This window comes from Chitinophaga sp. (assembly GCF_036566945.1).
GTDB lineage: Bacteria > Bacteroidota > Bacteroidia > Chitinophagales > Chitinophagaceae > Chitinophaga.
Map to the genome: position 1 here is coordinate 1 of NZ_DATCVJ010000470.1, position 14032 is coordinate 14032.

The 14032-nt window shown below is 46.1% G+C and carries 11 protein-coding genes; 3 read left to right on the plus strand and 8 right to left on the minus strand.

Features of this window, described 5'->3' with window-relative positions:
- Positions 1-197: 197 nt before the first annotated feature.
- The 3 genes from VIP81_RS14385 to VIP81_RS14395 are packed head-to-tail and all read left to right on the plus strand — an operon-like array spanning position 198 to position 3367.
- Positions 198-1676, plus strand: a complete 1479-nt coding sequence (locus VIP81_RS14385) for a RagB/SusD family nutrient uptake outer membrane protein (protein WP_331961829.1) — start codon at positions 198-200, stop codon at positions 1674-1676.
- An 18-nt stretch (positions 1677-1694) separates the two neighbouring features.
- A complete protein-coding gene (locus VIP81_RS14390; RefSeq protein WP_331961832.1) occupies positions 1695-2378 on the plus strand; it encodes a hypothetical protein in 684 nt (227 codons plus the stop codon).
- A 23-nt stretch (positions 2379-2401) separates the two neighbouring features.
- The gene (locus VIP81_RS14395) at positions 2402-3367 is read left to right on the plus strand and encodes a DUF5007 domain-containing protein (protein WP_331961835.1); all 966 of its coding nucleotides are present in this window, start codon (positions 2402-2404) and stop codon (positions 3365-3367) included.
- A 62-nt stretch (positions 3368-3429) separates the two neighbouring features.
- Here VIP81_RS14395 and VIP81_RS14400 read toward each other — a convergent pair whose 3' ends face one another.
- The 8 genes from VIP81_RS14400 to VIP81_RS14435 form a co-directional block, all read right to left on the minus strand.
- Positions 3430-3930, minus strand: coding sequence for a 2'-5' RNA ligase family protein (locus VIP81_RS14400; RefSeq protein WP_331961838.1), 501 nt, complete (start codon positions 3928-3930; stop codon positions 3430-3432).
- A gap of 123 nt (positions 3931-4053) precedes the next feature.
- Positions 4054-6309: a GH92 family glycosyl hydrolase gene (locus VIP81_RS14405; protein WP_331961841.1), complete on the minus strand. Its 2256-nt coding sequence runs from the start codon at positions 6307-6309 to the stop codon at positions 4054-4056.
- A 115-nt stretch (positions 6310-6424) separates the two neighbouring features.
- Entirely contained in the window at positions 6425-7984 is a 1560-nt protein-coding gene (locus VIP81_RS14410) for a RagB/SusD family nutrient uptake outer membrane protein (RefSeq protein ID WP_331961844.1), read from the minus strand.
- A gap of 45 nt (positions 7985-8029) precedes the next feature.
- Entirely contained in the window at positions 8030-11017 is a 2988-nt protein-coding gene (locus tag VIP81_RS14415) for a TonB-dependent receptor (protein WP_331961847.1), read from the minus strand.
- Between the two features lie 139 nt (positions 11018-11156).
- On the minus strand, positions 11157-13013 hold the full coding sequence (locus tag VIP81_RS14420) for a carbamoyltransferase (RefSeq protein WP_331961850.1): 1857 nt from the start codon (positions 13011-13013) through the stop codon (positions 11157-11159).
- Positions 13013-13162, minus strand: a complete 150-nt coding sequence (locus tag VIP81_RS14425) for a DUF5989 family protein (RefSeq protein ID WP_331961853.1) — start codon at positions 13160-13162, stop codon at positions 13013-13015. The genes VIP81_RS14420 and VIP81_RS14425 overlap by 1 nt, the downstream gene beginning before the upstream one ends.
- 21 nt (positions 13163-13183) lie before the next feature.
- Entirely contained in the window at positions 13184-13573 is a 390-nt protein-coding gene (locus VIP81_RS14430; protein WP_331961856.1) for an SxtJ family membrane protein, read from the minus strand.
- 3 nt (positions 13574-13576) lie between these two features.
- Positions 13577-14032: tetratricopeptide repeat protein (locus tag VIP81_RS14435; RefSeq protein WP_331961859.1), on the minus strand; the 456-nt coding region annotated here is incomplete at its 5' end.

The window sequence follows — 14032 nt, forward strand, 5'->3', positions numbered from 1 at the left end:
TATTGGACAAGCTCCATTTCAAACGTTTAAGGATCTATGCACTGGCAGACAACCTGTATCTCCTGAAGAAATCTAAAAACATTCCGGATCCGGAACAGGTAGATGCTTTCGGAATATATAGCGGCAGTGGTTATCCCATTCCTAAAAAATTCACACTGGGATTGGATCTTAGCCTGTAAACCATCAAAAACGACATCATGAAAAAACAACGCTTATATATCGCATATGCTGCTGCTGTTATTTCAGCCTCAGCCCTGGTATCTTCCTGTTCGAAAATACTGGATCTTGAACCGCATAACTCTACGTTTACCAGTGCTTATTTCACCAGTGAATCGGATGCCAAAACCGCCCTTTCCGGTGCTTATTCCATCCTGAGAAATATCATGATCAGGGATAACTCCTGGCATAAATACGGCGACATTGTATCCGGAGAACTCAGTATTGATGGCGGGCGGGATAATGGCAACTTCAACATTTCCAACGGTGAGTTCATCGGTTTAAATGTGGGTAGTGGCAACTGGAACTGGCAACAATACTACCAGCTGTTGCAGCAGGTAAACCTGATCATCAATAAAGTACCAGGCATTCCGGATACCAAATTTGGTTCCGTTGACACCAAGCGTCATGTGATTGGTGAAGCCTATTTCCTGCGCGCTTTTACCTATTTCTATATGAGCCGGATCTGGGGAGATGTGCCTTTAAAGCTGCAACCCGATCTGGATGTATCTACTGCGAAGAACATTCCAAGAAGCCCGGCAGACAGTGTATGGAAACAGTGTTTGGCGGATCTCGAAAGCGCGAAACCTAACCTCGATTTCGGTTATGATGCCGATGAAGGCGAAAGAGCGGTGAGAGCAAATAAAGGCAGTGCTTTTGCTTTGCAGGCGCATATCCTGGCCTGGAAACATGATTATGCCGGTTGTGCAGAAGCCGCCAACACCGTGATTACACAAGGTGGATATGCACTTCAGAGTGCCGGGGATTATATGAAGGTATTCATTGGCAAAACATATGAAGGCATTTTTGAAATCAACATCAACGACGCGCAGTCAGAAGGTCTTTCCCTGCAAAATAATCCAGGCTTTGGGGTAACGATGAAGAGTCCTTTTATTGATGGTAAAGATGGAATAGAATGGCCGGTCAACACCAATTTTGTCAATATGCTTTATGGCAAAGATTCCACCACCGATATCCGCTATAAGAATTTCTTTTTTGCCTCACAGGGCGCCGAGGGACAGATCATCAAATTTTCCAACATCGCCTACGCCGATGGCGCTGCAAAAAAAGATGCACGCCTGAGCAATAACCTTATCATCTTCCGCCTGGCAGATATTATGTTATTAAGAGCCGAAGCGCTGCATGCCCTGGGCCAGGATGGCGATGCCATTACCTTGCTGAATAAAGTACGCGAAAGAGCGGGCATCAGTGACTATGACGCAGTCAATGATCTGGGCACCAGTATCCTGGAAGAACGTTTGCGTGAACTGTACTTCGAAGGACATGCTTACTACGACCTGGTACGCACAAAAGAGCTTCCTAATTACAATGAGCAATTCGGCAGCGACCAGTTTCAGAATGGCGCTCCTACGGGTGGCTGGTTATGGCCGGTAGATCCTGCCATGTTCAAAGACGACTACACCCTGACGCAAACCCCTTACTGGAGAGGTAAACTTTAATCAACTAAAATCAGCTGTATGAAAAATAAATTATGTCTTGGTATCATCGCTTTTGTGAGCATCATTTTGTTTTCCTGTAAAAAGGAATACACCATTGGTGGCAGTGTGCATGATCCGCATGTTAACATGACGACTTACGATTACCTGAAAACAAATCCTCTCTTTGACACCATCGTATTGCTGATTGACAAAACAGGTCTTAAAGAGGAAGTGAATGCCAGCGGTACCTTTTTTGCCATCACCGATTATGCCCTCGATAACTACATCGATGTAAAACGTGATGTAGCAAGACTGACTGATCCAAACGTGTTGTACGACTATGATTCGATGGATTTTAAAGCGTTGAAAGATTCGCTCCGCGCTTATATGTTCAAAGATAAAATCACGCTCGACAACGCCACGAAAGCAGGTAAATTCTATACCGCCAACGACGGTGAAAAGCGCCTGATACAAGGGATTCCCAGCAGTGACTATACCAACAACGGCGTATTCACGCAATACCCGGTATACCTGTACCTGACCAAAGTAATTGCGAAGCCAGGCAGCCCGGTTCCTCCGGATGAATCAGGACTCCCCAATCTTACGGCGGACCAGTTTTTACAAACCAGTTGTCAAACAACCGGGATTATCACCACTACCGGCATATTGCATGTGTTGAATAACCGGCACGTATTCACCTATTACGCGGATTTGTTTAACTAAGTTTTTACCCTTACGCACTCATCATGAAAAGACATATAAAAACCTTCGGCTTTATACTGCTGGCTGCTACGGCGATGTACAGCTGCACCAAAGTGGAAAACGGCTATCTCAGCGACCAGATACGGTATATAGATAACCCTATCAGGATAAAACGCGGGCAGGTACAAAAAACCTCCCCGGTGAGTAACGATGGCTCCAGCGCCCCTGTTACGTATAAGCTCCTGGATTTCCGGGATGTGATCAAACATCAGCACGCAGACAGTATGTTTGCCAACTATGAACGCTACGAGTGGATCGCACAGTTTGATCCAACAAAGGACACCACCGTAGCCTTGCTGAACAAAAAAAGACAGAAAGTAAATACCCCCTGCTGGGAGTTTAATGAGTACACCGGCTCCTTTACTTTCTTCGGCACCTCCGTGAAAGTACCGCTGGGTACCTATGAATTTGATATCCAGGCATCCAATCAAAATGGCGCTAAAGTGTTCAAGAACATTGCCACCATTACGATGCAGGATGAACCGCCTTACAACGTTGGTGACGGCGGTGCCGCCTGGTTCCGCGATGGAACCACTACCAGCGGCGATCTTGGCGCCCCCATTGTGACCATTAAGAAAATATCTGATGAGGGTACCAATATCATCCTGAAGATAGCAGATCAGAATGGCAGATATTTTAATCCATCAAAGGGAGAAATTATCAGAAGAGGTGACCGTAGTGATTTTCAGACGTATGCCCAGTTCCATCCGCTGGAACTAACGGATACTTCTATGACCTGTAACTTTGAAACAACACCCTTTCCGTTGTTACAGAGTGCCTACGGCTACCTGATCTATTACCGTATCCCGAGTAACTTTGTTACCGTGGATGCCGGCTATGCACCTACCAATGAAGCTGTGTACAATGTGAATCCAAGATTCCAGTTCCAGATTTTCCAGGAAGGTACGTATGAGGTAAATGTTAAGATAAAACATGTGACGAGGAAGTAGGTAAGGATATAAATTATATTATAGGAAAGCCTTCCCGGTTAAATGGGAAGGCTTTTGCGTTTCTATTTCCTTACAAACGAATACGTTTCCAGCAACTTCCACGGCCCCTTCAGATACCGCCACAATTGTACCCCCGTAGCTTCAATTTCAAAAGGCTGAAATTCCGCCAATAATTTTTCATGCGCCTGTTGCGCTTTCCAGGCGGTGGCCTGGTTCATAATGGTAATATGCGGCTGCAAAGGTTGCTGATCCCGCCATTTAAGTACATCCATCCACTGCTGTTGTAACGACTGATGCAATACCTGCAGCGGCGCCGACGATAACGTATAGGCTATGCCGTTAGTATATCGTTGTAATCCATTTACCTGTATGGTAAAAGGCGTCTGTGCATCCATCGCAGAGAGTGCGGCGGCTACCCGTGGTTCATCTGCCGGCAGGCGATAAAATAAGGTAATATGCGCCCCTACCTGGTTGGCGTGGGCAGGATAATACTGCCGCCGCAACTGATTAAAAAAATCAGTGGTAGCAGCAGGTAGTGCTATTGTAAGAATGAATGAGCTCATGCCCTGCAAAGATAACAGCGCGCTCCCAAATACCCGTCAACAAAAAAAGACCGCCTCTGTTTCAGAGACGATCTTTCTTTTGTCTTCATCAATGTTACCGGCTCACTAAACCGGAAAACGATTTTACTGCACTCCCCAGCTCTTGTTAGGCTTAGGTCCCATGAACAATTCCAGGGTACCACCGGCTACCAGTTGCTGATGCGTGAAAGTAGGTTTGTTTAAAGGCTGTCCGTTAAACTTCGCCCGCTGTATATATTTATTGACCACCGAACTGTTATGTGCTATGATGGTAAATTGCTTTTTATTGGGCAATGCAATGCTTACGTTTTCAAATACGGGGCTACCAATGGTGTACTCCGGAATACCCGGTGTAACGGGATAAAAACCCATAGAAGAAAATACGACGAAAGCAGACATCCCACCACCATCTTCATCGCCGGGAATACCGAAGATGTTATCCTTGAACCAGGTATTCAGCAGGAAGCGGATACGCTCCTGTGTTTTCCAGGGTGCACCGGTATAGTTGTAGAGGTACGGAATATGAAAACTCGGTTCGTTACCCATAGAGTACTGACCTACCAGGCCGGTAGCATCCGGGAACTTGCTCCAGAAAGCGTAGCGCGACATATCCAGCGGCTCACGGAACAACTGATCCAGTCTGTTTTCAAATGCCTGTTTACCACCCATGAGTCCAATTAAACCAGGAATATCCTGCTGCACCTGCCAGAGATAAGTCCAGCCGTTGTTTTCATCATAATAATCACGGCCACCCATACCGCCATCATATTTTACATTGATGTCGATCCATTCGCCTTTCTCATCTTTTGGCAAAAAGAATTGCTTATCGGCATTCCAAAGATTTTTATAATTTTTTGCCCGGGGTGCAAAAAGACGCTGATCATCTTTTTTATTCAGGTCTCCTGCCAGTTCTGCAACTGCCCAGTCGTCGTAAGCGCCGCCCAGTGTCACCGCCACGGCCTGCCGTTTTTCAAACGGATGTACCTCTGCTACGGTTTCCTTCTCCCCTATATGCAACGCAGGGAAATAACCTTTGCTGTGGTAAACATCATCCAGCACCGTTTTAGGCCCATTGCGCCATGGCAACATGGTCGCATCGGTGGCGTTTTTACGCATGGCTTCATAGGCTTTTTCGATATCAAATTTCTTCAATCCTTTTCTCCAGGCATCGAGTATTACCACAGAAGAGTGAAAGCCATTCATACAGGCATGATCGCCAAACAGCACGGGGAAAGTAGGGAGCCAGCCGCTTTGCTCATACATGTGTACAAATGATTCCAGCATGTCTTCTTCTTTGGCAGGGTCCAGGATCATTCTCAGCGGATGCAGCGCCAGGTAGGTGTCCCAGGTCCAGTCATCTACATAAAAAGGACGGTTGTCTTTATGGATCTGTTTATCATATCCGCTGTAATACTGTCCGTCTTCAGTAATATCCACGGCCCTTTCATACGAGCGATACAAGGCGGTATAAAAAGAACGTTGTTGTGCCAGGCTCCCGCCTTTTACTTTGATCTGCGACATCGCATCTGACCATACTTTTTTACCGTTGGCGGCGACGGCGTCGAATGACTGACGACTGATTTCGTCTTCATAACTTTTCTTCGCCTGTGCTGCGCTGATATAACTGATGGCGTATTTAAAAGTGACTTCTCTGGTAGTGGCAGGGAAACTGATATAAGCTTTAATGCCTTTACCAGCAATGCTTTTATTATTCGTTAATTGTCCCTGTTCTACTACTCCGGGAGTACCCGCTTCACTGAAAACACCATACATGTATACCTTTACATAATCATTATAGGTTTCCATGCCGGTCATCACATTACCGGGCAGGAAGTTGTAGGCAGCGTCGCCATTATTGTATACATCAAACAACAAAGATTTATTTTTTCCCTGCGGAAAACGAAAACGGTAGTAACCTGTTTTTTTGCCGGCGGTAAATTCTATGTTAACTTCTTCATGGAGCAACCAGGTAGAATAATACCAGGGATGGTTAATTTCCAGGTCATGATCATAGGCCAGTCTTTTTCCCCAGCCAGCGGCGGCGGGTGCTTCTACAGAAGGTTTCACTGAAAACACCTGTCCTAATCTATGCGATACGATGGTCAGTGGGAAATTGTCAATCTGGTCATCCATGAAGTCTTTACGCTGCGGTGTAAACCGGATCAGCTGATTGGGTAACTGCACCGTAGGGCGGGTTGGTTCCAACAGTTGTCCAACGTTACCAATGGTTGGATCAATCAGGTCAACAGGCTGCTTAGCAGCAGGAATCGTGTCCGGAGCAGCCGCAGTAGCGCTGCCGGACAAGCATACAAAAGGTGTCAGCAGCAATAGGCTGCACAGCTTCCACGTTGTTTTTTTCATTCACTAAAGTTTATGCGCAGGAAATATGGTTCTTAGCCTGTGCAGCGAATTAACAAAATAGTTTAATCATGCACAAGGCATGATTAAACTATTTATAGGCCAAATCAAAAATTGCTTAGTAAGAAGGATTCTGTGTCCATCCCGGGCTAAGGCTGAGATCACGGAAAATGATCGGAGCGAGATACTTAGGTCCTGGATTGCTGGCTGAATTGGTGTTGATCTGGTTCTGTTCGGCTGTTTTGCTACGCGCGGCCAATACTTGTGGCAGCAATTGCAAGCGGCAGATATCAAACCATCTCTGACCAAATTCACCGGCAAATTCATAGGCACGTTCGTATACCACTGAGTCACGGAAGGCGGTAGCAGATAATCCGGGTGTGAGATTAGGCAAACCAGCACGGTGTCTTACCAGGTTGATGGCATCATAAGCCGGGCCGGAAGCCGTACCAGTGGCCATGGTAGAAGCTTCTGCGTAAATCAGCAGCGGGTCTGCATAGCGGATGATATCCGTGGTTTTATTGGTACTTGGCTGAATAGTCTGAATAGTCGTAGCGGTTTCCTTTACCCCATCATTCAGCCCGTGACGAAATTTATTATAGTAAGGATGTCTTGCATTGGTACGTGCATCGTCCCAGTTAACCAATGTATAGGTTACTTTATCATCATTACGCAATTTGATAGTCGTATAGAAAGTTTGATCTGTACGTTTACACTTAGGTGCGTTCAGATAGAAATTTACTTCCGGATAAAAATCGTCCCATCCGCTGGAACCATCCAGACCTACTTCTTCCAAAGGTACACTGGTAGAACCGAATGAACGGTTAGGCGCGTTACCACCTACATTAAATTCGATACCGAAAATACTTTCTGCGTTATTGTTGGTCGTAAATACCTGCAAATAATCCCCTACGAGAGAGTACTTACCGGACTTGATCACTGCATCTGCTTCAGTTGCAGCCAGTGCATAGTTGGAAGTCTGATTCAGCGGCCATCCGGCCATGGTCAGGTATACCTTGGCGAGTAATGCTCTGGCAGCAAGACTACCAGGACGACTGATATCTGCGGCGGCTGTCCACTTGTCGGGTAACATACCGGCGGCTTGTTGTAAGTCTTTTATGATGAACGCATATACTTTACCTACATCTTCTCTGGGTGGTACAATCGCAATTTCTGCCTGTTTGTCTACAATCGGCACAGCGCCAAATGTTCTCACCAGCATGAAGTAACTCAGTGCGCGCATGAAGTATGCCTGGCCGGCGGAGTAAGTGCGGGCATTGATGCTGTTCTGATCTGTGGTAGGTACTTTCTCAAAATTGGCTAACACGTTGTTCGCCTGGTAAATGGCGTTCCACGGACCATCCCATTGTGCTTTCAGGCCTTCATTGGTACTCTGTCCTTCCAGTTTATCAAAATCACGGAAGTCCTGTTTATTTAATCCCTTATCTGTGGTCAGATCATCTGCACCAAAGTAGGAAGTCATTTTATTAGTGAAAGCCCAGGCGCCGTCCACACTTAACTTCTGAAAAATAGCAGTAACGGCTGCATCCAGATCTTTCTGGGTGGCGAAATAGTTGCCCGGTGTTAAGTTACCTTTTGGATCTTCCGTCAGCTTTACGCAGGAGGCTGTTCCCAGTACCGCCGCCAGTGCTAAAGGCATGAAATATTTAAAGTTCATAATCGTAGTTTTTTGAAAAATGGAATCCTTCGCTGTCAATATCAATTATAATCCAAGTCTTAAACCAATAGTGTAGGTTTTAGGATTCGGAATAGTGCCCGTTTCCAGCCCCTGGGTAATACCGTTGGTAGCATTGGTTACTTCCGGATCGTAGCCAGGATAGTTGGTAATCGTGAACAGGTTCTGCGCACTCACATAAATATCGAAGCTGCGAACTTTGATCCTGTTCAGTAAGCTTTGCGGGAAAGCATATGTCAGGGAAATATTCTTCAGTTTAATATAACTGGCATCGTATACCCAACGGCTGCTGGTGAGGTAGCTCTTACTGGTGTAAGTAGGCACCTCTGTTTCTTTAGTAGGTGACCACATATTCAGCACTTCTGTAGAAGTAGCGTGACGGGCATCCCCTAAACCACCCAGCGTATAAGGTGTGGTGAATGAATAGATCTCGTTGCCCTGTGTACCCTGGAACATAATGTTCATACTCCAGTTACCATAAGACAGGTCATTGATGAAACCAAAACCGTATTTAGGAGAACCATGACCGATTACCTGCAGGTCAGGATTGCCATCGCCGTCAATGTCTTCATACCTGGCATCACCAGGCTTTGCACTATATCTTGCTGCTTCTGCTGCATCTTTGTTTTTCCAGGTACCCAGGAATTTGTAGCCATAGAAAGATCCCAGCGGTTCACCTACTTTCAGGATCGCGGCGCCGGTTTGTGCCGATCCGATATTATTAACGATGATATTATCCAGTCCGCCCAGGTCGATCACCTCGTTGCGGTTGAAGGAAATATTAAAGTTGGAACTCCATTTAAATTTACTACCTACTATTGGTGTACCACCGATGCTGAACTCCAGCCCTTTGTTTTCCAGGCTACCGATGTTTTTCTGGTAGTTACCACCACCATAATAACCGGCGTTGATGACATTATATAACAGGTCAGTTACTTTACGCTGATAAGCATCTGCGGTAAAAGTTAAGCGGCCATGGAAAAATTCCATATCCACACCTGCATCATAAGTGGTGTTACGCTCCCATTTCAGGGTTTGCGATACCGGTGTTCCCAATGGCGTAGATACACTTGGTGTAGAACCATCGAAGTAGTAAGCAGGTCCGCCGCTGGCCACCTGCGCAATGGTAGCATAGGCAGGCACCGACTGATTACCTGTTTGACCATAGCTGGCGCGTACTTTCAGGCCTGAAATAACGCCTGCATTCCGCATAAAGTTTTCTTTGTCAACTACCCAGCCCAAAGCAACGGAAGGGAAAGTAGAATATTTCTCCGTCAGGTGAGAAGATCCGTCGGTACGAACAGCCGCTGTTAACAGGTACTTATCTTTATAGGCGTAGTTGATCCTTCCCATGTAAGAAATCAGCGCATCTGCCCAGTAACCGCTGGTCGTGAGCTGCGTAGCACCCAGACCCAGGTTGTAGTAGCCGTTGTTGTAGGTAGACAGATTTTTTGACTGTGCCTTTACATTGGTATTGGTTTTAGATGCCTGCTCAAACAGGGCGGTAGCCGTAATGGAGTGATCACCAAATTTGTTGCTATAAGTCAGGAAGTTACTATTCTGCCAGCTTCTGTAACGGTTGGTTTCCGCCTGTGCATAGTCGCCACCTACTTTACCTTCATTGGTTTGCGGCGGGAACAGGGACTGCGTTAACTGTGACTGTAACTCATAACTGTTATTGGAAGTAAAGGTCAGGTGATCCAGTATGCGATAAGTAAATACACCCGTAGCTGTTACGTTCGTAGTGCTACCATCTACAGCTCTGTTCCTGGCATTTGCTACCGGATTGTACTGGTTAGACGCAAATACGGAACCTGGAATATACTTACCGGAAGCATCTGTTACAGGAGAAGTAGGATCCCACTGGTAGCTCTGTGCAAATGGATCAGTGATGTCACCTGCATAGTCGGTATTATGTGTTTGAGGCAATACCGCCGTAATATTAAACTTGAAGCTCATTCTGTCGTTCAGATTCGCATCAATGTTTGCTCTCAGGGTATTTCTCTTGTACCATTGATTAATTAATAAACCGGGTTGATCAAGGTGATTGTAAGAGAAGAAATACTTTACGTTCTCTGAACCGCCGGAAACACTCACCTGGTAATTCTGAATCAGGGGAGACTGGGTCAGTTCATCCTGCCAGTCGGTACCTGGATTTGTTTCAAATCCGTCCAGCTGTGCCTGTGTAAATGGCTTTGTAGCGGATGGATCTTTTGCAATGGTGTAAATATTCACCTGGTTAGCAAAATCGTAAGCATTCATTAAGCTCAGCTTCTTAGGAATCTCTGCTTTACTCAGCCAGGTACTGAAATCTACACGTGGTTTACCGGCCTTACCGGATTTAGTAGTGATCAGCACCACGCCGTTGGAACCTCTGGAACCATAGATAGCGGTGGCAGATGCATCTTTCAGGATTTCCATAGACTCGATATCTGCAGGGCTGATAGACTCAACACTTCCGCCGATATAACCATCTATTACATATAATGGATCGTTGCTGTTGCTCGCAGAGCTGGCGCCACGAATCCTTACGCTCATTCCTTTGCCAGGCTGACCGCTGTTACTCTGTACTGTTACGCCGGAAGTAGTACCCTGTAAAGCCTGTTCAACTCTTACCAGCGGACGCTTGGCAATGTCAACTGCTTTTACGGTACTGGTAGCACCGGTAACGTCTCTCTTTTTCTGTGTACCATAACCTACTACTACCACGTCATTCAGTGAGCGCGCATCTGCTTTCAGCCGAATAGACATTTCACCACCGGTTACCGCTACTTCCTGCGACAGGTAGCCGATATAAGAAACGATCAGCACCGGAGATGCCGCATCACCCGTGGCGATCTGGAATTCGCCCGTGGCACCTGTAGGACTTGAAATGTTAGTACCTTTTACTCTGACAGTAGCACCGGGTAGTGGTTGGCCGGTTTCATCCAGCACTTTACCCTTTGTCAACTGCTTTTGTGCATAGGCCGTCAGGAGGCCCGATGCGAGGAGCATCAGCAATAGTAATCTTTTCATAACGCGAACGATATTTCGATTGATAAAAAATAATACACTGCAAGTAAGTATCATTGGCCTAACAACAGCCCTAATAATGAACTAACAACAGCATTAATGTTATATTTTTTTTAAAATTTTTGTGAGATGAATAACGTGATCAGTCTTTTTCAAATACCTTAAACATATTGGCGGGCAAAGCGTCTTGCTTACTGTGTTCAAAAACATAATTACCTATCACCAGGTAATCCATTTCTGTACGCATAAAAGCCAGCCACGCATCTGATGGCGTGTTCACTACCGGCTCTCCTCTTACATTAAAAGAAGTGTTGATCAACATGGAACAACCTGTAAGTTTTTTAAAACTATTAATAAGTGCCCAGAACTTTGGATGAAGCGTACGATGTACAGTTTGTACACGTGCAGAATAATCTACGTGCGTGATAGCAGGAACGGTAGAACGTACTTCATATAATCGTTCATATAAAGTAGTGGTGTCATTACTCCGTGTAAGACGCAACGATTTTTTTACCGGCGCTACAAATAACATATAGGGAGAAGGCGTACTGAGTTCAAAATAATCGGCAGCATCTTCCGCTAATACTGCCGGTGCAAACGGACGAAAGCCTTCGCGGAATTTAATCTGCAAATTAATCTGCCGTTGCATTCCTGCTTTGCGTGGATCTGCCAGGATGCTGCGATTGCCTAATGCACGTGGTCCAAACTCCATTCTATCCTGGTACCATCCCACTACTTTTCCCTCGGATAACTTTGCACTAATAAAGTGGGTGAGTGCATTAAAATCAGACCAGCATATGCCTTTTGCGTTGTATTTGCACATCATATTTTTGATGTCACGGTCGCCATAGGCCGGCCCCAGGAAAGCACCCTGCATACTGTCTTCTCCCGAAAAAATTTTCCGCTCCTGCTCCATACCAATATGATATGCGGCATAAGCTGCACCAATGGCACCGCCGGCATCCCCTGCTGCGGGCTGTATCCATATATCTGTAAAAATACCGGCGGCGCTGATTTTACTATTGGCCACACCGTTCAACGCTACGCCGCCCGCCATCACCAGGTGATCGCAGCCCGTGATTTCTTTCGCGGTGCGTGCCAGTGCTACTACTATTTGTTCCGTTACCTGTTGAATAGCCAGTGCCAGATTCATATGATCTGCCGTGATTTCCGACTCCGGCTCTCTGCGCGCCATGTCAAACAAAGCTTCCCATTTTGCCGTAGCCGTCATTTTCATACCGGTAGCAAATTCAAAGTAGTCCATGTTCAACAGGATGGAGCCATCTTTTCGTATATCCACCAACGTTGCCAGGATCTTTTCCCTGAAAACAACCGTCTGTGGCGATTGTTCCTCCCCATAAGGCGACAGCCCCATTAATTTATATTCCCCGCTATTGACTTTAAAGCCCAGAAAATAAGTAAAGGCCGCATATAATAATCCCGGCGAATGCGGAAAGCGCAGCTCCCGCAATACGGAGATATCTTTCCCTTTTCCATAAGAGATAGTCGTAGTGGCCCACTCTCCTACACCGTCTACCGTGAGAATGGCCGCAGCTTCATAGGGCGAGGGATAAAAGGCACTGGCCGCATGTGATAAATGATGCTCCGGAAAATACAGCGGGATATTGATGGTAGCTCCCAGCGCACGAAATTCTTTGCGCAACAGCTTCTTCATAAATACCTTCTCTTTCATCCATACCGGCATAGCCGCCAGAAAGCTGCGCCAGCCGCGTGGTACAAATGCATGATACGTTTCCAGCAACCGCTCAAACTTCAGCAGCGGCTTATCGTAAAACGCTACCGCCGTCAGTTCATCAAATGAAATGCCCGCTTCCGATAATACATATTTAATCGCCTCCGCCGGAAAAGAAGGGTCCTGTTTAATGCGTGTAAACCGCTCCTCCTGGGCCGCCGCCATGATCCGCCCATCTATGATCAACGCCGCCGCACTGTCGTGATAAAATGCTGATATGCCCAGAATAATATGCCTCAATGCCATTAAAATATGGAGTAAATAAACGGCGCCAATGCAGACACACTCGTCAATGCCACCAATGAAGCCAGTAATAGTAACATGACTATCAAAGGCAGCAACCAGAACTTCTTACGCGTTTTTAAAAAGTGAAACAGTTCCTGCAGAAATTCCATCACGTGTGAATTATAGTTGTTTTAAAATGTATGCTGCAAATCTTCTTTCATATATAAATGATCCCTCACCACCATCACCGATGCATCGTCCTTTTTAAAACGACGTAGCTGCAAACTATCTCTCCCACGGAGTTTGCGCCATAAGCCGACCGGCAGTACCACCAACACAAAAACAAGCGTCAGCATTACGCGTATATTTATTTCGCCGAGTATTTTTGAAAAACCAAACCATACCCAGGCCATTGGATAAAAAAGCCGGGGTACTATGATCGTGATCGCCAATAGCATCAGCGCCACCGATACCCACTGAAAATGCCGGTAATACAATGCGGCCACGATAGCCGCTAACACAGCCACCTGACCAAATTCTATGCATTGCTGCCGGGTGATAATGGAGGAATGATGACGCATGACTTATACTTTTTTCAGCTGACTTTGTAATGCGAGTGCGGCTTTGTTGCCCGGTGCTGTTTGTAATGCCTTTTCTACATAGCGTTCTGCACCTGCCTTGTTGCCCATCTTAAAATATGCGCTGGCAATTTCATTCATCACGTCCACATTGCCGGGATCTTTAACGGCGGCCTGTTGTAATTGCAACACCTGCATCAGCAATGCTTTCACCGGCTCCAGGTTTAAATGCTGCTCATTATTGGCCATCGCATAATCCAGGTAAGGCAAGGCCTCTTTCGTTTTATCCTGCTGCAGGTACAATACAAACAGCATTCTGGCCGACTTAAAAGAAGGCGCTAACGCAAATGCCTGTTTAAAATAAAAGGCGGCAGCGGCGGTATTATTCTCCTTTCCATTATAATTAGCCGCGTCTTCATACCAGCCGGCTTCTGTGGGATGCTCCTGTACCATGGCTTCGGC